This window comes from Spirosoma pollinicola (assembly GCF_002831565.1).
Lineage (GTDB): Bacteria > Bacteroidota > Bacteroidia > Cytophagales > Spirosomataceae > Spirosoma > Spirosoma pollinicola.
Genome location: NZ_CP025096.1, coordinates 8,445,692 through 8,469,947 on the forward strand (window position 1 = coordinate 8,445,692; position 24,256 = coordinate 8,469,947).

Annotated in this window: 27 protein-coding genes; 14 read left to right on the forward strand and 13 right to left on the reverse strand. The window is 44.3% G+C overall.

Features of this window, described 5'->3' with window-relative positions:
• Positions 1-296 precede the first annotated feature (296 nt).
• From CWM47_RS35940 to CWM47_RS35950, 3 genes are all read right to left on the reverse strand, one after another.
• Positions 297-1,856 (reverse strand): hypothetical protein, encoded by a 1,560-nt coding sequence (locus CWM47_RS35940; RefSeq protein ID WP_100993302.1) that lies wholly within the window; start codon positions 1,854-1,856, stop codon positions 297-299.
• A 16-nt stretch (positions 1,857-1,872) separates the two neighbouring features.
• Positions 1,873-2,670 carry a hypothetical protein gene (locus tag CWM47_RS35945; RefSeq protein ID WP_100993303.1) on the reverse strand — a complete coding sequence of 266 codons (798 nt, stop codon included), beginning with the start codon at positions 2,668-2,670 and terminating at the stop codon, positions 1,873-1,875.
• 73 nt (positions 2,671-2,743) lie between these two features.
• The gene (locus tag CWM47_RS35950; RefSeq protein WP_100993304.1) at positions 2,744-7,339 is read right to left on the reverse strand and encodes an ankyrin repeat domain-containing protein; all 4,596 of its coding nucleotides are present in this window, start codon (positions 7,337-7,339) and stop codon (positions 2,744-2,746) included.
• A gap of 1,077 nt (positions 7,340-8,416) precedes the next feature.
• Between CWM47_RS35950 and CWM47_RS35955 the strand changes: the two genes are divergently transcribed.
• The gene (locus CWM47_RS35955; protein ID WP_100993305.1) at positions 8,417-10,081 is read left to right on the forward strand and encodes a phospholipase D-like domain-containing protein; all 1,665 of its coding nucleotides are present in this window, start codon (positions 8,417-8,419) and stop codon (positions 10,079-10,081) included.
• 195 nt (positions 10,082-10,276) lie between these two features.
• Entirely contained in the window at positions 10,277-10,795 is a 519-nt protein-coding gene (locus CWM47_RS35960) for a helix-turn-helix domain-containing protein (RefSeq protein WP_157816176.1), read from the forward strand.
• Here CWM47_RS35960 and CWM47_RS38580 read toward each other — a convergent pair.
• Positions 10,788-10,955 (reverse strand): hypothetical protein, encoded by a 168-nt coding sequence (locus CWM47_RS38580; protein WP_157816177.1) that lies wholly within the window; start codon positions 10,953-10,955, stop codon positions 10,788-10,790. The genes CWM47_RS35960 and CWM47_RS38580 overlap by 8 nt on opposite strands.
• A gap of 281 nt (positions 10,956-11,236) precedes the next feature.
• Here CWM47_RS38580 and CWM47_RS35965 point away from each other — a divergent pair, with 281 nt between their 5' ends.
• From CWM47_RS35965 to CWM47_RS35975, 3 genes are read left to right on the forward strand one after another with little or no spacing between them, the layout of a single operon-like run.
• Positions 11,237-11,593: a plasmid mobilization protein gene (locus CWM47_RS35965; RefSeq protein WP_100993307.1), complete on the forward strand. Its 357-nt coding sequence runs from the start codon at positions 11,237-11,239 to the stop codon at positions 11,591-11,593.
• Entirely contained in the window at positions 11,590-12,474 is an 885-nt protein-coding gene (locus CWM47_RS35970; RefSeq protein WP_100993308.1) for a relaxase/mobilization nuclease domain-containing protein, read from the forward strand. Before CWM47_RS35965 ends, CWM47_RS35970 begins: the two co-directional genes overlap by 4 nt.
• On the forward strand, positions 12,458-13,078 hold the full coding sequence (locus CWM47_RS35975; RefSeq protein WP_157816178.1) for a hypothetical protein: 621 nt from the start codon (positions 12,458-12,460) through the stop codon (positions 13,076-13,078). Before CWM47_RS35970 ends, CWM47_RS35975 begins: the two co-directional genes overlap by 17 nt.
• Positions 13,079-13,108: 30 nt before the next feature.
• Here the strand turns inward: CWM47_RS35975 and CWM47_RS35980 are convergent, their stop codons facing one another.
• The gene (locus CWM47_RS35980; RefSeq protein WP_100993310.1) at positions 13,109-14,083 is read right to left on the reverse strand and encodes a replication initiation protein; all 975 of its coding nucleotides are present in this window, start codon (positions 14,081-14,083) and stop codon (positions 13,109-13,111) included.
• 581 nt (positions 14,084-14,664) lie between these two features.
• Here CWM47_RS35980 and CWM47_RS35985 point away from each other — a divergent pair.
• The 3 genes from CWM47_RS35985 to CWM47_RS35995 all read left to right on the forward strand — a co-directional run bounded on the left by CWM47_RS35985 (position 14,665) and on the right by CWM47_RS35995 (position 16,380).
• On the forward strand, positions 14,665-14,967 hold the full coding sequence (locus CWM47_RS35985) for an HU family DNA-binding protein (RefSeq protein ID WP_100993311.1): 303 nt from the start codon (positions 14,665-14,667) through the stop codon (positions 14,965-14,967).
• Between the two features lie 203 nt (positions 14,968-15,170).
• Positions 15,171-15,485: a LytR/AlgR family response regulator transcription factor gene (locus CWM47_RS40530; RefSeq protein ID WP_100993312.1), complete on the forward strand. Its 315-nt coding sequence runs from the start codon at positions 15,171-15,173 to the stop codon at positions 15,483-15,485.
• 622 nt (positions 15,486-16,107) lie between these two features.
• Positions 16,108-16,380 carry a tetratricopeptide repeat protein gene (locus CWM47_RS35995; protein ID WP_100993313.1) on the forward strand — a complete coding sequence of 91 codons (273 nt, stop codon included), beginning with the start codon at positions 16,108-16,110 and terminating at the stop codon, positions 16,378-16,380.
• 28 nt (positions 16,381-16,408) lie between these two features.
• Here the strand turns inward: CWM47_RS35995 and CWM47_RS36000 are convergent, their stop codons facing one another.
• Together CWM47_RS36000 and CWM47_RS38585 are read right to left on the reverse strand one after the other, a co-directional pair.
• Positions 16,409-16,840 (reverse strand): response regulator, encoded by a 432-nt coding sequence (locus tag CWM47_RS36000; RefSeq protein ID WP_100993314.1) that lies wholly within the window; start codon positions 16,838-16,840, stop codon positions 16,409-16,411.
• 60 nt (positions 16,841-16,900) lie between these two features.
• Positions 16,901-17,170 (reverse strand): hypothetical protein, encoded by a 270-nt coding sequence (locus CWM47_RS38585; protein ID WP_157816179.1) that lies wholly within the window; start codon positions 17,168-17,170, stop codon positions 16,901-16,903.
• A 310-nt stretch (positions 17,171-17,480) separates the two neighbouring features.
• Here CWM47_RS38585 and CWM47_RS36010 point away from each other — a divergent pair, with 310 nt between their 5' ends.
• Both CWM47_RS36010 and CWM47_RS36015 read left to right on the forward strand, forming a co-directional pair.
• Positions 17,481-17,885 carry a VOC family protein gene (locus CWM47_RS36010; protein ID WP_100993316.1) on the forward strand — a complete coding sequence of 135 codons (405 nt, stop codon included), beginning with the start codon at positions 17,481-17,483 and terminating at the stop codon, positions 17,883-17,885.
• 271 nt (positions 17,886-18,156) lie between these two features.
• The gene (locus tag CWM47_RS36015) at positions 18,157-18,615 is read left to right on the forward strand and encodes a response regulator (RefSeq protein ID WP_100993317.1); all 459 of its coding nucleotides are present in this window, start codon (positions 18,157-18,159) and stop codon (positions 18,613-18,615) included.
• A gap of 242 nt (positions 18,616-18,857) precedes the next feature.
• Here the strand turns inward: CWM47_RS36015 and CWM47_RS36020 are convergent, their stop codons facing one another.
• Both CWM47_RS36020 and CWM47_RS36025 read right to left on the reverse strand, forming a co-directional pair.
• The gene (locus CWM47_RS36020) at positions 18,858-19,280 is read right to left on the reverse strand and encodes a BLUF domain-containing protein (RefSeq protein WP_157816180.1); all 423 of its coding nucleotides are present in this window, start codon (positions 19,278-19,280) and stop codon (positions 18,858-18,860) included.
• A gap of 61 nt (positions 19,281-19,341) precedes the next feature.
• The gene (locus CWM47_RS36025) at positions 19,342-19,602 is read right to left on the reverse strand and encodes a hypothetical protein (protein WP_100993319.1); all 261 of its coding nucleotides are present in this window, start codon (positions 19,600-19,602) and stop codon (positions 19,342-19,344) included.
• A 250-nt stretch (positions 19,603-19,852) separates the two neighbouring features.
• Here CWM47_RS36025 and CWM47_RS36030 point away from each other — a divergent pair, with 250 nt between their 5' ends.
• The gene (locus tag CWM47_RS36030; RefSeq protein WP_100993320.1) at positions 19,853-20,185 is read left to right on the forward strand and encodes a hypothetical protein; all 333 of its coding nucleotides are present in this window, start codon (positions 19,853-19,855) and stop codon (positions 20,183-20,185) included.
• On the opposite strand, the gene CWM47_RS36035 is transcribed toward CWM47_RS36030, so the two are convergent.
• A complete protein-coding gene (locus tag CWM47_RS36035; protein WP_100993321.1) occupies positions 20,182-20,502 on the reverse strand; it encodes a hypothetical protein in 321 nt (106 codons plus the stop codon). The two genes, CWM47_RS36030 and CWM47_RS36035, sit on opposite strands and share 4 nt — an antisense overlap.
• 168 nt (positions 20,503-20,670) lie before the next feature.
• Here CWM47_RS36035 and CWM47_RS36040 point away from each other — a divergent pair, with 168 nt between their 5' ends.
• The 3 genes from CWM47_RS36040 to CWM47_RS36050 are packed head-to-tail and all read left to right on the forward strand — an operon-like array spanning position 20,671 to position 22,542.
• The gene (locus tag CWM47_RS36040; RefSeq protein ID WP_100993322.1) at positions 20,671-21,027 is read left to right on the forward strand and encodes a plasmid mobilization protein; all 357 of its coding nucleotides are present in this window, start codon (positions 20,671-20,673) and stop codon (positions 21,025-21,027) included.
• 50 nt (positions 21,028-21,077) lie between these two features.
• Positions 21,078-21,917 (forward strand): relaxase/mobilization nuclease domain-containing protein, encoded by an 840-nt coding sequence (locus tag CWM47_RS36045; RefSeq protein ID WP_240625625.1) that lies wholly within the window; start codon positions 21,078-21,080, stop codon positions 21,915-21,917.
• The gene (locus CWM47_RS36050; protein ID WP_157816181.1) at positions 21,901-22,542 is read left to right on the forward strand and encodes a hypothetical protein; all 642 of its coding nucleotides are present in this window, start codon (positions 21,901-21,903) and stop codon (positions 22,540-22,542) included. The genes CWM47_RS36045 and CWM47_RS36050 overlap by 17 nt, the downstream gene beginning before the upstream one ends.
• On the opposite strand, the gene CWM47_RS39930 is transcribed toward CWM47_RS36050, so the two are convergent.
• Genes CWM47_RS39930 through CWM47_RS36060 form a run of 3 tightly spaced genes read right to left on the reverse strand, consistent with a single transcriptional unit; the run spans position 22,539 to position 23,935 of the window.
• A complete protein-coding gene (locus CWM47_RS39930; RefSeq protein WP_262511998.1) occupies positions 22,539-22,670 on the reverse strand; it encodes a hypothetical protein in 132 nt (43 codons plus the stop codon). The genes CWM47_RS36050 and CWM47_RS39930 overlap by 4 nt on opposite strands.
• A 16-nt stretch (positions 22,671-22,686) precedes the next feature.
• Positions 22,687-22,986, reverse strand: a complete 300-nt coding sequence (locus CWM47_RS36055) for a BrnT family toxin (protein WP_100993325.1) — start codon at positions 22,984-22,986, stop codon at positions 22,687-22,689.
• Positions 22,979-23,935: a replication initiation protein gene (locus CWM47_RS36060; protein WP_100993326.1), complete on the reverse strand. Its 957-nt coding sequence runs from the start codon at positions 23,933-23,935 to the stop codon at positions 22,979-22,981. The genes CWM47_RS36055 and CWM47_RS36060 overlap by 8 nt, the downstream gene beginning before the upstream one ends.
• Positions 23,936-24,256: the final 321 nt, after the last annotated feature.

Below are 24,256 nucleotides of genomic sequence, written 5' to 3' on the forward strand. Positions count from 1 at the left end.
AATAAGTGGCCATTAAAAGAACCTTTTCGTAAACGCTTTTGAGCAGCAAAGGAACGTGACAAACTGTATCACCTTGCTACAAATGACGTTCATTTGTCCAAGGGTTATTCTGGACGATTTTGTGGACATATACGAGATGTAAGTAAATGGCTAGTTTATAATCATTTACGCGTCCAATAAATTCGAAGAACTGACCATTTAACTGGACGAAAACTCTATGACTCGTTCTAAATTGTGTTGACCATCTGTTAGTTACCCAGCTTTTTATCGCTGCTGGAATACCTGTCATCATACAATTAATTCTGCCTTAGTACTCGAAGAGAAAAATCGATGGCTGCAATGTATATCGCCAATCCCATTATGTTTATTACATGCTGGAAATATAAGGCTGAAATACTTAAAATCAGGAGCAGAATCCAGTACGGCTGTTTACTAAAGAAAGCTTCCTCCATAATAAGCTTACTCACATGATTGATCCGTTGTTTAAGCCCTACCATTACCGCGATGGTATTGGGAAACGAATTGGTAGAACTCACGTTTTTGGTATCTGAAGTATCGGCATATAACTTCGATTCATACCTTTTATTCAGGAGTTTTTCTTTCCATTCACGCAACATTAACCTTAATCCATCGTCCTGACAGTTAATTTTTTTTCGTAACATCTGATGGCTTACCCAGCTGAACATGGTGATCAGAAAAACAAGATAGGACAGCGAAATGATATGGGAACCATTCACCAAATTAAGATAAATATTCATTAGTAGAAGTGGTCCATGTATTGACCCGTAGGCCGTCTGATGAACATCGCGTTGCGGATCTTTAAATGAACCGATCAGTACAATTGTCTTTTCTACCTGATGCAGACTGAGGTGCTTTCTAAGCAAGTCCGGCTTATTTAGCAGTTCCCCTAATTCATAGACAGGGGTTTCAGTCTGCAGGACCATTTCTTCCGCCGATGGAGTGAATCCAAGTAAAGATAAAAATTCATCCAGCCAAGAAGTTTCTCTGGGGTTAACAAGGTCCTGAATTGGTGCATCGGCTATTCGTAGTTCTGGAATAAACGTATTCAAAGCCCAGTAAACTCGTCGGTCAGTCGAATCGCTGACATTGTGTTCCTCTATTAGTCTGCCCAATAGAGGTACTGGTCGGCTGATGATTCGTTTGTTGCTGATCAGTTGGTATAGCTTGTAGGGCAGGCTGGAACGTCCGGCACTATCAATTAGACTATAATTAAAAAACAGACCATCATGGAGGGAAAAGTCTACGGGTGCCTGCTGCAGGGAAATTGGGGCTGATCCAGTTTTTTCACTAAAACGTTCCGGACTGTCAGCTACCAATAATTTTTGCTGCTGGTTTAGGGCTGTTAAGCTCTTTTGTAACGACATATCAACGCGTGCGTTTATAGACGGATAATCCAGCAGTAAATCACAAACAATTAGTTCAGTTGACATACCTATTACACTATCTTGTAGAAATAGGTTTAAGAACGTTGTCAGGCGGGCTCTATCAACACCTGAGGTCACAGCACCATATTTTTCAAATAACCGCTCTTTAGGTTTAGTCAGTAACTGAGTATCCATCGATACGTCAACTAACAAAAAATTGTCAGTCGAATTTAATTGATCATTGTTCTTTTCGCTGACAAATAATTGCCTAAAGTAAGTTACAATACTTAGCGCTTCGGCCTCTTCAGCCAGAAATAAGGGTTGGGTATTGCTACAGCTTAAGGTCAGAACCGTCAGCCACAAGCCATGAAGTATAGTGAACAGCCAACGGTAGGCCGTAAAGGACAGTGTCCTGACGAGCAAAGCCAGTGGCACCAGAACGATCAGGTAAATCAGAATAATCAGCAGCATATTAATCTACAATCTCCTACTGACAGAACGGGGTGTGGCTGCGGATAAATCTGCGGATGCTCAACTGCAGCGCGGCATCATAATTACTGGTTTGGGAGCATGTTTTTCCGCCCCGGGTCATCTTGACAAGTGTGACAAGTTCCTGCACGATATCCTTGCATGAATCGGTGTTCTTTGTATAGATCCCTTTTGTCAAATCAATCAGAGCCTTTCTTTCCATATCCGTTAATACGTAGAGCCAGCATGTCCAATTTCCTTTGACCACATCTCCGGAAAGCCTTTCAACCGTGCTAGGGATATAATGACCTGCAAGCAACTCCTTACTAGTAACCAAAAGTTCCTGTTGTGCATTTCGCTTCAGTGTATACACCGCCGGGCCAGTCCGGATTCGGAATTGATCACTACTTAAAACACCCGAAGGCGTAATTCGTAGCGTATCTAGCAGAATCAATGTATCACTGAAAGCACAGGCCAGATCGGCCAGTTGCGAATTTTCATCAGTTCGGGTAACCGCTTTATTATTTAGGCTGCTTCCCAACTGACTATGCTGGATATAAGTCATTTTCTTACCATCAGGCCCCACCATGGTTACGCGAAATACAGGGTTAGGATTTTGGTGGTACCAGCTCTTCAACATACTCTCCAACTCGATGGCTGAACGAGCTTGTTTCAGCACTTTCCTCTCAAAGTCAAGCGCAGTTACCTTATCAATGTCACCAGAATAGGAAACAGCCATAAACAATGGCTGTTGGGCCTGACTGATAGCTGGAAACCAGAAGCCAATAAATAACAGACAGAAATAGTGAAATCTCATTACGATGACAAAGTTTATCAGGTCAAACAGGAAGTTTTACGAGGGCAGAGAGCAGAAAATTAACATCGCTTGGTTAATGGACGAGCACAAAGCCTCCCCAGGGACTTACCGCTTTTCCAGCCGCCAACCTTCTTGTTCGTTGCGCTCCTTCAAAAGCCGATTCGATTGTAGCGGTCGACATGGCCAGCTGGCGATAGAACTCTTCCATAAATTTCTGCGCTGAATCATCATCTATATTCCAGAGCGAGGCAATTATATAATTTGAACCTACCGATTTAAATGCCCGGCATAAACCAAGCAGGTTTTCACTACCCTCCGTATCGCCTAACGCAGATTGACAGGCCGAAAGAACCACTAACTGGCAAGCGGCAGTTACAGTAGACTGTATTTCTCGAGCTGTCAGGATGCCATCCTGTTCTCCCAGTAAAGATGGGTTTACCCAGCCACAGTCCGAACTGGCCATCAGTAAGGCGCTATGAAAACCCTGATCTGTTTGCTGCAAAAAGGCGTTGGTGGTATCAACATCTGCTTCTTCCCGCTTAAGGTATTCTCCGTGAGTGGCTAAATGAATTAAATCCAATGGCTTACCCGTCTCCGTTAGAAAAGCTTCTTCTGTAGCTGATCGTTCGTTTAACACTTTGAGTGTTCCTTTGTGTTGTTCGATCAGTTTGCTGATAAACGAAATTTCCTCTTTTGTCCGCTCAAGCGGCGCTGCTTTGGGCTTAGCCTCATCACAGCTATAATCCACATCTCCGACCAGTAAGGCCTTTATGGGTTGTCTAGCCAAATTAAATGCACTCTTATTACTGATCTGACTGGTACTTAACAGCATCCTGATGGTCTGAGTAGCGGCAATCGGCGTATTATTAGGCCTTGATAAAGCCGAAAAGGATAAACCCTGGGAATAGCCAGCCACCGACGACAGATAGATCACCCTACTTTTGCTGAGCCGCTGCTCCAGGGGCTGCCAGGCCAATTGATACAATTGTTTATTCTGGTAAAAGGCATTGATTGAATCGGGATGCAGACTGGATTGTTTGGACAGAATTGCCTGCCACTGTTGCTCCGAGCTTAAGGAAACAAAACGTGGTACTCGATCTTGCTGAGTGATCACCAGCGCTCCATAACGAATTCGGTTATTAGACTGGTCCTCATATCGAAGAAGTTCGACGGCGGCAGCGGTTTCAGTTTTAGATCCTTTCGTCGATGCATCTAACATCTGAAGAATAGTTTTCCAGGTATAAGCTCTGTTCACCTCACTTTTCGATAGTAAACCGGATGCCAACCGACGTTCCAGTTGAATAATGTCTCCATTGAGGGTATCGAGTCTTGAACGCCAGATCAATTCATTGTCGGTTGGGTTCAGTAGCAGTTTATTCCGGCGTTTTCGTATATCGACTAATGTTTTAACCTCCTTGGGCTGCTGCTTACTAAGTTGTTGCAAAAAGCCTGAATAACTTCGAAGTGCCAGACTTTTCTGTAGTAATACAATTTCATATAGCCGGGCTGATGATGCCGTATCCCGGTTAGCAGATTCCGAATAAAAGTTGATCTGATACGAAACAAATCGGTCTAGTTCGCGCTTTGTCACCACAAATTCGTCCTCAACGAGAAGATTAGCCTGAAGGCTGACCCGCTGTTTAAGTAAGGCCCATCCTTCGGAAAAGAGCTGCCTTGCCTGCTTCTGATCATTAGTTTGACTATATGCTTTTGCTAATTCATGCAGTGCGTACAGGTACGATTGATGAAATGTTCCCATCACCGTTTTACTTTCTTCACAGGCTTCCTGCAAATACTTAATTCTAGCTTTTTGATCGCCAGTTGCCTGACTGACGCTAGCCAGTAAAGTTAATATATGAATGCGCAGCAGGTCATAGGGCTCGTCAGCCTCCAAGATTGTCTGATAGGCGGTCCGCAACAATTCACCGGCTTTCGCATACTCTCTGGTTTCATAGGCAAGCTGACTCTGGTTTGTCCACTCAAGCAGTTGAGTGTATACTGACAATTCTACAGTATGGGGACTAATGCTATAGGCACTATACTTCTCTCGGATGCGCTCCCGTCCATAGATATGGTTGAAGTTATTATACCAATGGGAAAACATCTCTCGAACTGGGTCTTTCACTACATGAAGGTTTGTAGCTTCTGCGTCGGCTAGTGCAGTAGTTATGGCCTGAGATTCAAAAAAAGTGGCTTCCGTGTATCGGTTTGACTGTGAATACAACTGGGATAAATCATCCAGTAACCTGAAGAAATAAGGGTGAGCTGGATTATATGCGGTACGACAGCGAGAAAGACCATCCTTAAATGCTTTTTCTGCGAGTAGCAGATTACCATTTCGCAAATAATATAATCCCAACCAGTGCTGGGTGTTCGCGACAGCCTCAGAACTTTTGGCAAATTTAGTGAGGATTGTTCGGGTAGTGGGACGTATCAGTGTATCATTGGTATAGTAATAGGCCGAAGCCAAGTACTGGAGGTTTTCGGCCCGTAGATCACTATATTCATCCTTTGTTTTTTGCCAGCAGGAATCCGCTTTTAAAAGGACTCGTCTAGCCTTTAAGGCTAATTGCCGTTTCTCCTGGGTTGATATTGTATTGTTGCGAATTTCAATTTGATTTAAATAAAATTTCCCCAGTTCCCATAACGTTAAGGCATATACGTGGGGCTGGTCTTTTGCTTTAAAGTGGTCGATAACAACTTGGCCAGCTTTTTTCAGGGTAGACTCTGCCTCTGGGTAGCGTTTGAGTCCTTTCTGATTAAAAGCCAGCATCCGAAGCACATACACTAATTCTACCCAGTCCTGCTTTTGTTCCAGGCAGGCGGCATAAGCTAAATTATATTCACTGGCCAATCGATGTAATGAATAAGCCGTCAGATCTTCTGCATCCTTTCTAGCGCTCTGGATACCCCGACACCCTCCTTTTGTGGCCTTTTCAACCCGTTGAAGAAGTGGCCTGACTTCTTTCTGCAACTCCTCATCGAACTCGCTCAGTTCAAATGATAATTCACGAAAACTAGGTAAGGGTTTACTCAACAAGCGTTGTTCCCTCGCTAGGGAAGCCTCCACGTAATACCGATTGGCCCGATTCCTGTCGCCTGTCCGATCATAGAGTGTACCCATTTGTTCATATGCATCAGCCAAGAACGCTGGTGTGTTAATCATTTTACTGATTTGCCTTACCTCTGCATCGAGTCCATGTTGATTAAGTGTGGCAACAACCTTTTTGGTCTGGGCAGTTCTGCCTGCTTTTAAGAGATTTAACATATCGTTGCGTTTGGCTAGAGTAGCCAAACTTAGGGCAGTTTGTCCGTCCGTCGTTTTCTGAGTGGCAGATAAACCAGCATTAAGCGCTGTTTGCACAAGCTTTATGTTACCTGACTGAACCGCATAATGCAGTACAGTCCAACCTTTCTCATCCACCAGCGTAATATCGGCAGCCTGCTCCAGAAGTTGATCTACTAATTTATCCTCTCCGGCCTGGGCCGCATATAATAAGGGGGTCATTTTCCGATCAGCTAGACATCGGTGATTGATATTGGAGGCAGTATTAGTTGCTGATAATTCATCGGGATTCAATGTTTCTTGCCGGTTTAGGGCGTCGACAACCCAGGGATCAACACCATAGGATGCAACATGCAAGGCGCTCCATGAGATCTCTTTCCCTTGTGGAGTAATGCCCGGCTCATCCAGTCTCATCCCGCATTTTCTAAGTAATATGGGAGCTGTGTGATGGGCCTTATTACTGATAGCCGCTACCAACGCATTGCCAAAGTAGGGGAATCGGGCATTAGGAAGAGGATTATAGATAATTCCCTTGAGTCGGGCTTTCGCACCTTTGGCAATTAATAGCTTAAGAATATCCTGATTATCAAGATAGGCAGCCCACATGAGTGGTGTCGCCCCGTTCTCATCCCGGCTATTTACATCCTCTCCTGATTCAATAAGGCTTTTGATAGTCTCACTAGATTCTTTAGCTTTGATAGCAACAATGAGTTTATTAGCAGACTGTTGCACTGGGACTACGTTTGTAGAACCAACTTGTGCTCCTGCTTTGGTAAGCACAGATACAATATCCTGAAATCCCCGTTCAATTGCGATCTTAAGGGGTGTTTTACCCCCATCAGCCTCGGAAGGTATATTAGGATTGGCTGTGGCAAATCCCTGTTCTTTTACCCGGTAGAGTAAATGCACCACCATGTCATAATTCCCAATGTAACAGGCGGTGTGAAGTGCTGTATAGCCACGTTTACCACCCGGAGCCCGGCCCGCTTCATTAATGGGAAATCCGGCCTTTAGTAAAAGGCCGATTGAACCATAATCCCCACTTCCAACGGCCGCCGACAACGCATGTCCATAATAAAAGGTTGAATCTCCTTCAGGATCTGGAATAATTGTGCCTTTCAAACGTGGATCAGCCCCTCGATTGAGCAAGTATTCTACCATGGGGAAATTTCGGTGATAGGCATACCACATTAGGGCGGTTACCCCAAATTGGTCCTGAGCATTTACAGTAGCCCCTTTACTGAAAACATAGTTCAGCTCCGTTGAAGTCGCGTTTTTCCGAGCGTAGCTAACCACCAGTTTATTCCAGGAATTATCCTGACTACGTCCTGATAGCTGTACACAAAGTATAAAAAAAAAGGCTATGGTGACTCTGTGAGGCATATGTAAATGTATTGATAGTGTGAATAGGAAAAAACGTCATAATATATTTAACTAAATGAAGAAATGCAACTCGTTAATTGCTTTTTTATCAATGCTTTGCAAGTTGCGGATTGACTTAATCATGGTAAACTAAAATCTATAACGAATGCTATCCGGAGTGCCTATACCAAAAGTTAACTGGTTCTTTTTGTGGACATTCTCAGGTGATGTGCATACTGAAAATCTAGCTAGTATGGATGTGCCTTTGGGTCTTTCGCATCTTTTCCAGTTTAGCTTAATTTGAGCGGAAGGAGATTGAGAGTGAACCTTAGTGGGGCTTACTTCCGCCCAACGACGGGGTCAGCGATTCGGTCGTTCCAAAGGATTAGCCAAAGCGGTCAACCAAATAAAGAATTACCGAAAGCCTGTAAAAAGAAGGCAACTACTCAGTGGAACAAATCACCCGAGAGGTACGCATTTCTTAAAACAACTTTGTACTAGTACCTCCGCAAATAAGGGGTTGAAATTGGATTTGTAATTCAGAGCCCAATCGTTGCAACTTAGAAAAGTGTTAAGTGTATTTAACATTTAATAAATAAACGTTTGCTAAATGATACTTAAGAGCTGTTTAACATTTATTAAACGTCTCTTCAAATAAGGTTTGAGACATCTACAATAGTATGGTCGAGCCGCCCCAATATTCTTCACTGTTTGGCTGCGTTCCCGCGACGGCGTTCGTATCCTCACTGTACGATTTGAAATGAATTAAACTCATGCCGCTCCAGGGTGGACACCCTCAGGCGGTCCCCCTGGAGCGGTTAGTATCATTTAAATCTCCAACTTTACATGAGACTGCCAAAGCTATTCCATGGTCAATGATCTGGCCTTTTACTACCCCAGTTTAAATTTGCGGCTTACCCTAAGAAAAAACTGTTAACTAAATAAAGAGTAGTAGGCAACGATCATCAACACAGGTTTCAGCTTGCAGGAGAACCCCAAGAGCTGTGACCATTTTTAAGTTTTATTTAAGGGTCGATTAGGAATTAAGATAAGTTGCTATATTTCTGTAATTTATCATCTATCTACACTTTCAGTATTATGCGCCAGAAGTCTCCTCAGAAAGACCTCACTATTTTTGCTGTTGCCGGCACTCATGTGGTTATTTTAGGTCTTGATATCAGCGAAAATAAACGGGTTGGCTGTTTGGGATTTGCGGTTAAACGGGAAGATCACGCCAGCCAAGAGATTGTATGGCTGAAGGGAATGAAAACTTTTCAGGAAACTTTTCCCTTTCCTGAACCTGGGGTTCTTGTGTCGAGTCGAGAACACCCATTGCAATCCTTTCAATGGAGTGATTACAGTGTCAAGCCTGACAACCCCTATACCTACACTGTGGTAGCACTCTATGGAACGCCAACTCAATTAAGGGAAGGAGAAACCAACGCTGTCAAAATAAAAACGGAGTCTACTACTAGCAATGTTCACTCTATTTTCTTTAACAATGGGGCAGCTGCCTCGCAAGAATACGCACGTAGATTTCAAAACCGAAAGCCATCCGATGTAGGGCCATTGGCTTACGAGTGGCTTTCACGCGGCCTCTTTGAGGGGCTGATTGCCTTCATTCGACGAGCCTCTGACTCAGACTTTGCTTTGCAGGGAGCCATTTACGAATTTCAGTGGCCTGACGTATTAAGAGCTCTCAAAGCCGCTTCTATTCGAGGGGCCAACGTCGACGTATTATACGATGCCATAGATGGCGACAACGGTCCTCGAAAAAAGAATATAAAGGCTATTCATGAGGCAGACATGGATAAGTTAACCACCCAGCGGTTGAACGGAAAGTTAATGCACAATAAATTTTTAGTACTTACATATAAGACAAAAGCAATAGCGGTTTGGACTGGTTCGACCAACTTAACTGAAAATGGAATATTTGGTCATTCGAATGTCGGGCATATTGTAGAGGACGAAGTAGTAGCAGCTACCTACCTAACTTATTTAACACAACTACGAAATGACCCGAATACCAGCACATCAACGGATTGGTTGGGCACTAACAATCCAGCTCCCCCTAGTCCGTGGAACAAGGATATAACTGTTATTTTCTCACCCCATAAGGGTAGAACCGTACTGGACTGGTATGCAATAGTGGCCAACATGGCTAATAAAGGACTATTCATGACCTTTGCTTTTGGAATGCATAAAAACTTTCAGCAAGTATATGAACAGAATGATGGCGTATTGCGATTTGCGTTAATGGAAAATGAAGGCGTAGGAAGAGGACTGACTCAAGGCAAAATTGATCTGGCTCGCATTAGAAAATTGCCAAATGTGGTATTAGCCCTTGGTAATCGTGTAACTACTAACGTCTTCGACCGATGGCTAAAAGAAATTGACCGTCCATTCCCAGGAGCGCATATATTATGGATACACACAAAATACATGCTCGTTGATCCACTGGGAGATAACCCGATAGTCATTACAGGAACAGCTAATTTTAGCGGAGCTAGTACGGATACAAATGATGAGAACATGCTTGTTATTCGGGACGATAAACGCGTAGCTGATATATATCTCGGTGAATTTATGCGGCTACATAGCCACTATGCCTTTCGAGAGGCCATAAAAATCGTTATTCAGAAGGGAATAAAAGAGGCGGATTGGCAACCGAATTATCTGATTTCGAACGATACCTGGCAACGAGACTATTTTAAATCGACCCATCCCCGTTGTTTACGGCGTTTATATTTTTCGGGCAAATAGTATGTTGAATACCCAACTCTTTTATAAATCGATTTTAGCTCGCTGAGCTAAATGTATATTTCGGCCTAAAGTAGGCCATTCAATACGGCCATGACAGGCCATACATTCCGGCTAAATCAGGCCACCTGTGGATAAGTGTAAGAAGGCCCGTAGTTTGGTTGAGTGACAGATTTCCCCTGACTCTCAGCAGCGACTATGGCTAACCAACGCTTACCCATGTATCAGATCCGACGCATTCTTCAACTTCGTCAGCAAGGCTACAGCAAACGGGCCATTGCTGCCACATTAGCCGTAGCCCGATCTACTGTAGATCAGTATCTGGCCACTATCGAAGGCCATTTTGCCACACTGGACCAAGCCCTCAGCTGGCAGGACGACCAGCTCCATCGTTTATTGGCTCAGCCACTAATCCCCAAAGTGGATCGTATCGGCGATCTCTACGAACGCTTTACCGGCTTTGACGTTCAGCTCAGCAAGCCGGGAGTAACCCGGTTCCTTCTGTGGTCTCTTTACAAGCAGCACAACCCCGACGGGCTTCAGTACACGCAGTTTTGTCTACGCTATAAGCAGTGGTTACAAACGCAGCGGACAGTTATGCATATCGAGCATAAAGCCGGTGATAAACTGTTTGTCGACTATGCCGGCAAGCGCTTGACCGTGATGGATGCTACGACTAATCAGCCCGTTATCTATGAGTTCTTTCTAGCTAGCTAGTATCTCGCCATATATCGGTTACGAGCGGATCATCATACCAGTGACCAACCCGGGCTAGTTTTTTCACTTCATGAAGCATTCTCTCCGAGAGCAAAAATTTAATTTTCCAGTCTTTAAGTACCCAATCTGGATGGTCAATAGCTTCTATGATGGTTCTCATAAGTGGGCTGGATAAAGGAGTAATAAGTTTGTTAGCCAATGTAGTTGCTAATTGGGTACTTGGTTAAAAGTTTCTCTTTTATGGTGTCTTTCTAGTAGCCTAAAATCATTTCATAGATTCCTGTTTGCGAAAAAGCTGGCGCGTGCGTACTTTGCTGGTCTGATTGAGTAGCCAGCCATGTTTAACCCCTAAAAAACCTCCTTTCAGTCGTCTTTTCAGGGGTTAAACGGCTGTCCCCCCTCCGACTGTCGGGGGTACAAAAACCGCTCACTCTGTTCGCTATGATACCCACTGAACCTGTCAAAAAGAAAGGCGGCCGCCCGCCCAACGCCACCAAACGCGACCAGCAAATGACGGTTTTGCTGAGCAAGCTGGAGAAGCTGGCCATCCAAAAACGAGCCGAAAAAGCGGGTCTGAATCTGTCGGATTATGGGCGGCAAATGGTGCTTACGGGCAAAGCCCAGGTACGGCTAACTCCCCAGGAAAATGAGACATTGAACCAGGTCGCCCGGCTGGGGAATAACCTCAATCAGATCGCTCATAAAGCGAACGCCGACGGTATCCGCAGCATCGCCCTAGAAGCCCACCGGCTCTTGCAACAGTTAAGCCAACTTTTAGATAAACCCGCTGATCTATGATTGCCAAGACCAGTATTGGCCGCAGCTTCAAAGGGTGCTGCGCCTACAACATGCAGAAAGTGGAGCTGGGCAAAGGCCAGGTGCTGATGAGTCAGGGCGTGCGGGATTATGCGCTAAACCCGATGGTGGCCGACTTTGTCAGACAGGCCCAGATGAATCCTGAGCTAACGCGCAGCGTCTGGCACACGGCCATCAGCTTTGATCCTAAAGACGAAGCCCGGTTACAGCTGCAACCGCAGTTGATGAAAGACGTGGCCAGCGAGTACCTGACAGGCATGGGTTTGGATCAATCGCAATACGTGGTGATCCAGCACCAGGATACGACCCACAGCCATTTTCATATCATTGCCAACCGGGTGGCCAGCAACGGCCAAACCATCAGCGACAGTCTCAATTACAACCGCTCGGAGAAGCTGCTACGGGAGATCGAGCAGAAGCACAGCCTAACCCTGATGAAGGAGCAAGGCTACCGGCTCAGTCTGGAGCATGTACCGGAGCGGGATCGTTACCGGCTGGAAATGCGCGACGAGGTGCGCCATAGTCTGGCGCGTTCGACCACCAGCGCCGAATTGAAAGCCGACTTAGCCCAGCGTGGTATTGAGATGATCGTGAACCGGGATCAGGCCGGTAAAGCCCGTGGATTGAGCTTCGAGCGAGTGAGCCAGACCGATAACGGGGAGGAAGTTAAGATCGCTTTTAAGGGGTCCAAACTGCACCAGAATCTGAGTTTGGGCCATATTCAAGAGCAGCTCCTAGAAAATAGCCTAAAACGGGCTTTAGGGCTTTCCAGAGAGCAGGAGATAGAAAAGTCTATTGGTCTGGAGAAAGGGTCGCAAATCGAAGATAAACAACTAAAACAGGGCCGTGGCCTGGGTATGTGAGATGGACCAGAATGAATTAATGGGCGAATTGCTGCAATCGCTGATCGAGGAGGTAAAAGGGCTGCAAACTAAACTCGGCCAACTGCCGACTGAGACCCCGCCCGATTACCGGGCCAGTGTCGATGAACTAACCAAAGCGGTGCAGAGCTTACAAAATCAAGCCAAGCCAGCCGCGCCCGGTATTGATCTGAGTCCGCTTACCAGCCGACTCGACCGGCTTGAACAGGCTCATCGTCAATCCCCTGAACGTAAGATGAGTCAATACCTACAGGTGGGGGCTTATGGGTTTGGGTTAATGACGGTCTTGCTGATGGCCGTTACCTGGTTTGCCTTGAGTTGGCGGAGTGAGCGGGATGAGTATGAGCAGGCTTTCGCAGCGGATAATTGGCGAATCCGTTACACCAAGCAGGCCAATCCGGACTACTACAGCTTTATGGAAGCTAAGTTCAAGGACACGGCCATTTATAAGTGGATCGGCGAACAGGAGGAAGCCGATCAAAAGCGAGAATTGGCCCGTGAAGCGGCTGAGCAAGCCAAAGCCCTATCCAGACAGGCGAATGAGTTAGAAGGAAAAGAGATGACAAAGGGGAAGAAAAAAGGATGATGGCTGATTACAAAGCCTTTAGCCACTTTTTTATAGGTCTTTTTCTTTCCCCTTCGTCGGACCGCCGAGCGGTTGTTTTAGACCCAGGCGAGTCAGTAGGTAGCCCGCCACATTCTTTTCGACTTTGACTTTTCCCGTCTGCAACTCGTAGGCAAACTTGTTGACCTCCTGAATTAATTCGGCAGAGTTCATGATCTGATTCACTACATCAGCCCGTTTGATATTCCATTTCTCCAACAGCAGCCGCGTATTCTGGTACTGATTGTCAGATATACCCGTCGGAGTAGATCCCGTTTTGGCCGGTTGATCTTTCAAAGGAAGGACTATGGCTAAGGGTTGGGGTTTTACCGTGAAGGTAACGCTATTGAAGCTTCGGCCCCGCTTCTGAAGTATGTAACCTATCTCTAAGTCAGTACGTTGATTAATTTGCTTAACCGATTCATCAAGCACAAATTTTTTAAACATTGAGAAGGGTTTATATTGTTCATTGCCCTTGTCATCCAGTAAGTGCAACATCTTTTTCAACTCATCCAAACCAAAGGTTGGAGTTTGTCCTTTATCCTTCCATTGGCTACATAGCGCATAAATTCGCTTAGCGTACTTGCTGCCTAGTCGTAAAGCTGCATAGAGTTGAAATGAAGTGAAATTGTCTTTCAGGTCAAATAAATAGGGTTTAATGGGGTTAGCGAATTCAACTTCAATTCGACCTTCACCGAGTACGTAAGCGACTCGTTGGAACATCCAGAGCTGTTCAAGTCGTTTTGGTGTCGATATCTCAAACATGCGACTACCCATCTCTTCAGTAGCTTTCCGCAGGTAGCCATATCTGTATTCCTTGCCTGTTATAGCAGAAAGGTCCTTTACTACAATCTCATAAATCCCATTTTGATTGTCCTTTTTAAGGATTGAGAGCAGATATAAAAATATGTCTAATTGCAACTCTGAGTATTCATATCGAGCTGTTGTAATTGCATTATGTTGACGTACTTCTAAAGCACTATCCATTGACTATCAAAGGTTTATAATAGATAAAACGTTTTGTTCAGTAAATATATAATATTAAAAGAAATACTTTATTAATATTCTTTCTTTTGACAGACTAAACCTTTCTTTTTGACAGACTAAACCTTTCTTTTCACGGACCAAACCTTTCTTTTGACGGACTAAACCTCTTTTTTCACGGACCAAACCTTTCTTTTCGCCTATATATATAGGATAACAAATAGAACAAAGATTACAAATAACACAAAGATTGTGTTGTCAAAAAAAACGGCATTTAGGGAGCTGACGCGAAAAAATATTAAAGGGGAAAGAAAAAGCAGAAAAAAACAAAAACACCAAAAAAGGAAAAATAGCAAGAGGGGCAAACTATAAATTTAGTTAATGGAGGTCTGACTACTAATTTATTTAGCAAAATAACAACGCATAACTAATTGATAATTAGTAAAATAACCATAATTTAGCCCACACTTGAAGTAAATAATTCAAGCCATAAAACAATTGTTTATAGAGTCGTGATTAAACGGATAATGGCTAGTGTTTTTTATTTTTTTCATCTCAATCGTCTCGAAATAAATTAGCTAAGTATGACAAAACAAGATGTAATAAAGCAGGTCAGTGAGGAAACTGGCCTTGATCCGTTTACCAGCCGGTCAGTGATCGAATCCTTTTTCGAAGTAGTGAAAGATGCGCTAATCGATGGCGAACCCATTTATATCCGCACGTTCGGGAGCTTTATCCTCAAACAACGGGCTCAAAAAGTAGGACGCAATATCAGTCAGAATACGGCCGTCACGATTCCGGCCCAGATACTCCCTTCCTTCAAGCCTGGTGCGGAGTTTACCGACCAAGTAAAGGCGCAGCCAATGCTGACCAAAACAAAAAAATAATGTACAAACCGGTCCAAAAAGGGGATGGTGACATGCGGTGTCACCATCCCCTTTTTGGACCTACGAAAATTGTACTATTTTGAGGGTTGTTGTATAAGCTATCTTATGTTAAGAAACTATTCCTAGAATCAACTCCTTTATCTAAGACCCTGTGCATCTCAAAGAAAGGGTCTATTATGCACTCTTTTACTAGCAAGTAACGAATGCCATTACTTGAGCTTCTGAATTTATCTGACCCGATTGTCATCAACTCTATCGTTTGTGCGAAAGGGTATGACAACTATACTTGGTTACATTGTACAAATCAGTCTAAGCTCCTCTTGGCTACTACCCTGAAAAAATTCGAAACTCAGCTGCCAAGCTTCATCCGGGTCCATAAGTCGAGTTTAATTAATCCGACGCACATTGTTCAAATCAAGACTGATCGTCCTCGGCATCTAGTTATTCTCATGAGCAATGGCATGGTGATACCTGTTGCTCGTCGGCGAGCAGAGCACGTGCGTCAACTGCTGGACTAATTAACCTATTGTCTGATGTGAAAACCAGATAACACGATATTCATTAATTCAATGCATGACCGAAGTAAGGGCTCAATCGATAGCTGATATCAACAAAACCCTCCGATCCAATAGTAGCCAAACAGGAATTGCTGTTAAATTATATTTTTTATCAAGCTTTACCATTGAGCTATCCCCATCCACTAAAAACTGCCGCCAAGGCATCTTCTCTTGTTGGAGCGCTCTTAGCCAAGAGTCGGGTATCCAGTACAAGTGGTACAATACTTTCGTACAGGGCAGTCAATTAACTAACTATTAACTAATTACAACGAAGATTTCATTCAAACGGTTTGAGTCTACAACTAGCCAGAGCAAAGAGATAAGATACAACCTATTCCTTACCTACCTAATCTGATCAAAGCAGAAAACTCAGTCTCTTAAAAAGGGATCGGGTTTTCTGCTTTATGACATGCCAAAAATGCTTAGCGTAATTCTTATCGGCAAGCGTATTGTCCTGTTACTAAGTTCAGGCAAACGAGTCTCACCGAAACGGTAAAGAGATCAAAAATTACCATTCAATATATTTATAAACTAAGTATTTATACTATTATTATTTTAGTAACAAAATAAGCCTATTGTGACTATGAACTTAATTAGCAAAATTTTTGGAGGTAAGAGGAACATAAGCCAATCAACGGAAACGGTCTCGAATCCACTTATGAGTAGGCGCTTATCGGAAGCCAGGCAAAGTTTCAAAAACGGCGATTATCAACAGGCTTTATTGCATTGTGAGGAAGTACTAAATCTAGAGCCTATGAATGCTGAGGCCTACCGCATTCGAGGAGTTGCAAGGTATCAACTTAAAGACGCTTTCGGAGCGGCGGAAGATTTGCAGTATTCACTGAAATTCAGCTAATTGGATATAGTGAAAAAGCCCAGATGGGCTAGAGTTGATTTTTTTGCAGCCAGGGCGCAAAAAAATCATCAAATAAGCTGGCATAACTTGTTAAGGAAGTCGGTTTGACTAAATACCCATTCGCTCCCTGGTCAAGAGCTTGTTGCCTTATGGATGGGTTGTCTGAAGTAGAAAGCATTAGAACGGGCAAGGTTTGCCAGGCTGGATTTTGCCGGATACATTTTAAGGTCTCCAGGCCGTTTAAAATAGGCATATTGACATCAAGTACCACTAGCCAATGAGTATTTATATCCTGTCGGATCTGGGCGTTGTAAATCAAATAGTCCAATAATTCTTGTCCATTGGTAAACTCATAAACCGGTAAAGGCCGATGAGCTTGCTCCAACGCTAAACGCAAAAAGTAACGATCATCTTCATCATCATCCACCACAATATAGGAGAGATCATATTTTCGATCCATAGCTATAGCCCCAAAGTCAGTCAGTAAGAAGTCAGCCTAGGTAAAAGGAGGGTAAATTACTTACGTAGCGGTGTATAGTAAGTCTTCCCATTCGTGTTGAAGTTGCTTTATAGGTGGTCCTAAAGGTTTTCCATCAAAGGCCTCCAGGGGAAGTTGACTATAATTTCCCTGTTGATATCGACACTTGATGGAGACCACTTGCCAGCCGTAGCTCACTAAAAAAGTGACTTGATCGAGACAAACTTCAAAATCTGGATTAACATAACTAAACTCAACGTATCGTCGCTGGGGACTAATAGCACCAAAAAGCAGCGTTGTTACCTTTTCCATGGTGTTCCGATGAGAAGCTACTGAACCGTACGACAATAGGCTAGTTACAACAAAGGTATAAGTTCTGCTCAAATCCGGTCTATTCATCCTACCGATAGAGTTCGCTCTGTTGGTATTCTGGTTGGAAAACCGCCGGTTCCCACACGGCATTGTTAATTGCCTTTCTCCACCTTATTTCCTGGAAAAGTTGATTAACATAGGGCTTGTTGTTATTACAGCACAGGATCTTTTATAAGACAAAATGTCTACTGACATAGGGCTGTCAGTAGACGTGTCTTTCTTTGTCCTCCAAAACAAATTTACATACTCCATGACATTGTCCTCAGTCCGAGTCATTACCTCGGATATTAAACGCCTTGTTCGGTTCTATGAGCAGGTCACTGATATGCCAGTGACACAGTATACAGATGACTTTGCTGAGTTGCAGACCCCTTCGGCCACTTTGGCTATCGGTAGCACACGCACCGTACAACTCTTCGGAGGAGATAACGTGGCTAAGGCAGCCGAAAACCACTCGGCTATCATTGAGTTCCGCGTTAATAATGTTGACGCTGAATATGAAAAGCTAGCCAATATCCTTGGTGACAGTGTTGTTCAAAAACCGACTACCATGCCTTGGGGTAATCGCTCGCTACTATTTCGGGACCCGGATGGCAATCTGGTTAACTTCTTCACACCTGTCACGCCAGAGGCCCTTAGAAAGTTTGACGGATAGCACCCCAAACTCTAAATACGTCGTAGATTCTTGTCAAAAGAGAAAAAGTACAAATCTTGGCTACTCTACTCGGTGACTAAGCTTAGTACTTTCTGAAGGCTTCTTGTGTAACTATGCTTATGTTGAGTGAAGAAAATGAGGATATTATCGTGTTGACATCAGCAGTTAATCTCAGCATTATAGTAAATCTATATACCTACTTGAATCAATAATAATCTCTTTCTGTTTCAACTCTAATAAACACTTCACCAACCAATTCCTTCGCCTACATATGCTTCCCGACTACCTAAGTAGCCGCCGAAACAAATCCGTTCCTGTATTAGTCATTGAGGACAATACAGACCATCAATTACTGATTGGCTATAGCTTAAAAGCCAAAGTGCCTCGGGCTAACCCTATTTTTGCCCAAACTGCCCAAGAGGCATTACGTCATTTGCAGTCTACTTGTACAGACCTTGGGACTTTTCCTCAATTGGTCTTACTCGATTTATTTTTACCTGATCTGGCCAAGGGTTGGGCATTACTGACTGACTTAAAAAAGGGTTATCCACTATTGCCCATTGTTGTCTTTAGCAGTTCAAAAGACATCGGTATAGTTAGGCAAGCCTATGAATTGGGCGCTCATTCATTTTTGAGTAAGCCATCCAGTTTAGACGACTGGGAATCTACTTTTCAAACCCTGAATGAATACTGGTTTAATATAGCTTCTTTGCCTTCACGGAGCTACTAGTTTGGGTAGCCATATTGTGTTGTATAACTAAAGCCAAAGTCCACGTCCCGTAAGAGAAGCTGGTAGAAGTGGTAGGCTATCATCCAGCGAGGTATTCGATGGATGATAGCCTAGCATATGCCAACAACTTATCTATTCCTCAATGAGTTACTGTTGCAACAGCCACTGTCGCTATGTTAATTAAATGGCAGGAACGCCTCTTCTGGAGCTGCTGTCTAAGCCATCTTACCAGCCGTAAGGAGCTAAAGCTGATGGTTAATTTTGTAGAACCCTCTAAGCGTTTTTACTATAGCAGACTCATTTTCTGTCTCGCTGACTGGCTTTGGCTTATCCAAATCAATAATCGTCCTAATTTCATCAAATTGTTGAGTAGTCAGCGTCTCGTAGCCCATGCTCCATTGAGAGAAAAGATGGGCCTTAATCGATTGATTCAGCACACAAATAACCTGTTTATGCCGTGTATCCTTTTTGATCCGCTCAAATAAATCGTCGACCGCTGGTTTATCCCCTTCTAATACTTGAATGATATGACCATGCATGTAGAGCAACACACCGGTAATACCGACTTGGGCATTCCGAGAACGACTCTGTTGGAGGATATCCTGAATGTCTTCCGAGGTAAATGACCAAGAAGACGTACTGAAATAGATAATACAGTGGGTCACTGGTAAAATAGGTCTGGTGAAGAGTTTGTCGTTGAAGAACTAAGCTTGTGAACGGGTAACGCTATTGAGGCGATTCGGTCAAAAGCTGTTGCCAGTCTTTTTCTAACTCTTTAATGATGGGCAAGACAGGCATCTCATCAAATGCTTCGTGCGGAAGGTAACTCCAACTACTTTCCTCCAATAAGCGCACTTTCACCAAGGTATGTCCCAGCGATGCTATAGTGGTCAAGAGAGCAAACCCGCTGTCTATATCAGGAAGCTGGCAAGCGAACTCTCTGAATTCACCTGCTGAATCAATAGCAGTAAGTAATAAAATCACCATACATCCGATTTTTCTTACTTAATTCGAACGACCTGTAAATGTTAACAAAACGGCTTGATCATGTGCTAACGGTACTACTAGTCATGTTGTATAATCAATCTTATATTAGTCTAAGGAGCTTGTAAGACAAATTTCTCATATTGTCTTACAAGCTTAAATACGTGTCTTACATTTTTTGAATTTTGTCTTACATGATTCTGTTTTGTCAAATTTTAGCTAAATATGTGTCTTACACGTGTAAGACATTCTAATGGAAGCTGAAAATCCCGTACCTACCTCAGACACTAAGATAGATTCACCCTCTAAAACTAATGGGCCTGTAACTTGGTCTATTCGGGGTGTTGAACGCGACACTCGATCTGTAATCGAGAAGGCTGCTGAACGAGCCGGTAAGACGATGGGTCAGTACGTCAATGAGGATATCCGCAGTTTAGTACAAGGCCAGCTCTCTCAATCTCAATTACCAGCTGCCCCGGTTGATCTACAAAACCAGATGGACCACCTGACAAAAATGGTCGAAGCTCTTACTAATCGAATGCCTGAACAAGGAAAGAAAAGTTTCTGGCAACGCCTATTTAGCTAAATACTAATGGTAAAGGTAATTGTCTTAAGACGACCATCTATCGATCGATTTTGAATAATTACACCTGAATCTTCATCGAATAGCCGGTCGCCAATTTGTGGTGGAATGCCAAAGGTTTCATAGAAGCCATAAATGCTATCATAGCAAATTGTCAGTCTATCTCGCCATATATCGGTTACGAGCGGATCATCATACCAGTGACCAACCCGGGCTAGTTTTTTCACTTCATGAAGCATTCTCTCCGAGAGCAAAAATTTAATTTTCCAGTCTTTAAGTACCCAATCTGGATGGTCAATAGCTTCTATGATGGTTCTCATAAGTGGGCTGGATAAAGGAGTAATAAGTTTGTTAGCCAATGTAGTTGCTAATTGGGTACTTGGTTAAAAGTTTCTCTTTTATGGTGTCTTTCTAGTAGCCTAAAATCATTTCATAGATTCCTGTTTGCGAAAAAGCTGGGGTACAAAAACCACGTAATCCAGTGAGCTATGGTCGAGAATGAACCGGTTAAAAAGAAGGGTGGCCGACCGCCCAGCGTCAAAAAACGCGATAAGAAAATTAACCTCTATGTGACGGGTCTGGAGGAGTTGGCCATCAAGAAACGGGCCGAGCGGGCGGGGTTAAACCTGTCGGATTATTGCCGTCAGATCGTGCTGACGGGTCAGGCCCAGGTACGTCTAACACCGGAGGAGAACGCGACCTTAAACGAGGTGGCCAAGGTGGGGAATAATCTTAACCAGATCGCCCACAAAGCCAACGCCGACGGTATCCGCTCCATTGCTTTTGAGGCCAGTCGATTACTTCAGCAGTTAAGCCAGCTCTTAAACAAGCCCTCGGACTTATGATCGGCAAAACCAGCATCGGCCGCAGCTTCAAGGGCTGCTGCGGCTACAACATGGAAAAGGTGGAAAAGGGGAAAGGGGAAGTGATCCTGTCGCAGGGTGTGCGCGACTACGAACAGAAGGCGATGGTAGCCGACTTTGTGCGGCAAGCCCGGCTGAACCCCGATCTAAGCCGGAGTGTGTGGCATACGGCCATTAGTTTCGACCCCCAGGACGAGGCCCGCTTACGGGCTAACCCCCAGCTGATGCAGTCGGTGGCCAGCGACTATCTGAAGGGCATGGGCCTGGATCAAAGTCAGTACGCAGTGATTGAGCACCGGGACACCGGCCACAGCCATTTTCACATCATTGCCAACCGGGTGGCCAACGATGGGCAGACCGTCAGCGACAGCCACAATTTTAGCCGTTCTGAGACACTTTTACGCCAAATCGAGCAGAAGTATGGTTTAACGCCGATGAACGAACAGGCGCAACGGAAAAGCCTGGAGAACCTACCTGAGCGCGACCGCAGCCGGATTGAGATCCGCGACCAGGTGCGGGAGAGTCTGAGCCATTCAACCAGTGACCAAGAATTGCGCGAGGAATTAGCCCGACACAACATTTCCATGATCGTTAACCGAGATAAAGCAGGCCAGCCGCGCGGCATTAGTTTCGAGCAGGTCAAAGTCGACCAAAACGGGGAAGAAATCCGGGTTGCTTTCAAAGGCTCCAAGCTCCATCAGAATTTAGGCATGGGCCAAATTCAGGAGCAGCTTGGGTTAAATGCGCAGCTACGCCAGAAACAGGCCCTAGAGATCGAGCAGGCGAAAGAGCGGGCCAAGGCCCAGGAAGCAGAGAAGTCCCCGCAAATCGACGATAAATCACCTAAACGCGGCTATGGCCGCAGTATGTAAGATGGACGAAAGTCAATTAATTACTGAACTCTTAAAGGGGTTAACCAAAGACATCGAAGAGCTTAAAACCCGCGTCGGGAAGTTACCCACCCAAACCTCCGCCGACTACGGAGCCAGCCTGGATGGCTTAACCAAAGCGGTACAGGCTCTGCAACAGCAGGTTAAACAGGCTCCCGCAGCAGTAGACCTAAGCGCGATCACAAGCCGACTCGACCGGATTGAGCAACTAAGTCGTCAGCACCCTGACCGTAAAGCGAGCCAGTACGTGCAGGTAGGTGCTTTAGCATCTGGCTTAATGGCGGTATTACTGGGTATTGTAACGTGGTTGGCCCTGAGTTGGCGGAGTGAACGCAGTGCGTTTGAGGTATCGGACTGGAAGTGGCGTAATCTGCGTCAGGTTGATCCGGTCTATGTGCGCAAGATTGACAGTACGTATGCGGTGGCGAGTCAGGTCAAAGACGGGAAAGATCTGGCCGATTTTCACCAATGGATCATCCAGCAGGAACAGGCCGATGCGACGCGGGAAGCCGCTCACCAAGCCGCTGAGCAGGCTAAGGCGATGAATACTCAAGCTGATGAGCTAGAACAGAAAGCGTCGACAAAGAGAAGAAAAAAGGCTAACTAGGCTTGCTTGGCTTTTTCGATAGCTAACACCTGTGCCAAGGTCAGGTAAGGGCCTTGGTGAGTTGCCCAACGCTCCTCCATTTCGTCCATTTCAGCCTCCGTATGGCCATTTTTAATGACCGCTATCATCTTGGGAGCCGTCTTCTCAGTCGGTTTTTTCTTGGTCTTGAGCATAACTATCTCTTGCTTTACGGCCAGCAGGCCGGCAACTGATGGGCCGAATTTGGCCATTTCTGACTGAAAAAGCAACGAAGAGTAGCCGATTTTGGTTGCTTCGGCCCACCCCACTGTATTGTTGTTCGCCCCGACTATCCACCCGATCAGGTAGGGGATTGAATTTAGGGTCATCGAACAAGCTTTCTACTTCCTCAGTGGTGTTTGCTCGTTCTGGATAGTCCTGGATAACGTGTTTAATATTTGCGCTATCCCACTGAAATTCAGCCATTTTTCACCCCCTTTGGCTGTTTGAGTCCCAACCGGGTAAGTAGGTAACCTGCCACGTTCTTTTCCACTTTAACCTTTCCCGTTTGCAACTCGTAAGCAAACTTATTGACTTCTTTGATTAATTCGGCTGAGTTCATAATCTGACTGATCACGTCAGCGCGTTTGATGTTCCAATTCTCCAGTAAAAGCCGCACGTTTTGGTATTGAGCATCAGAAACACCCCCTAGAGTTGTTTGGGTTTTAGCAGCTTCCTCCTTCGTAGGTAGAACGACGGCTAAGGGCTGTGCTTTGACATCAAATGTGACGCTATCGAAGCTACGTCCTCGTTTTCCAAGGGTATAACTAATCTCTAAATCAGTACGTTGATTTATCTGTTTGACTGATGCATCTAATACATAACGCTTGAAATCTGATAGTCGCTCAAACTGCTCATTACCTTTGTCATCGAGTAAGAATAGCATCTTTTTAAACTCATTCAGACTGAACGTTTGAGTCTGCCTTTTATCTTTCCATTGGCTACATATAGCGTAAATTCGTTTAGCATATTTGCTGCCTAACCGTAGGGCTGCGTATAGTTCGAAGGAGGTGAAATTGTCCTTTAAATCAAACAGGTAAGGTTTTATGTCATCAGAGAACCTCACTTCAATACGTCCCTCGCCAATAACATACTTTACTCGCTGAAACATCCATATTTGTTCGTAACTCTTTGATGTTGAGATCTCGAACATTCGGCTCCCCATTTCTTCAGTAGCTTTCCGCAGGTAACCATATTTGTATTCCTTTCCCGTCATTGTTGACAGGTCTTTTACAACAATCTCGTAGATCTCATCCTTTTTATCTCTTTTGAGCATTGATAAAAGGTATAGAAAGATGTCTAATTGCAATTCGGAATACTCGTAACGAGCTGTAGTGATAGCATTATGTTGACGGATTTCTACTGCCTGATTCATTCTAAATGAAGATTTTGAGGATGATTCTGCTAATAACGATAAAAAAAATCTATTATCGTTATATAGGCTCGTTTTTGGGGGATCAAAACTCGTTTTTCGAGGGATCAAAACTCGTTTTTGGGGGATCAAAACTCGTTTTTGGGGGATCAAAACTCGTTTTTGGGGGATCAAAACTCGTTTTTCGCCTATATATAGGATAACAAATAGAACAAAGATTACAAATAACACAAAGATTGTGTTGTCGAAAAAAACGGCTTCTAGGGAGCTGACGCGAAATCCAGAAAGGAGCTGACGCCTAAGAAGGTGACAAAGGGGGGAGAA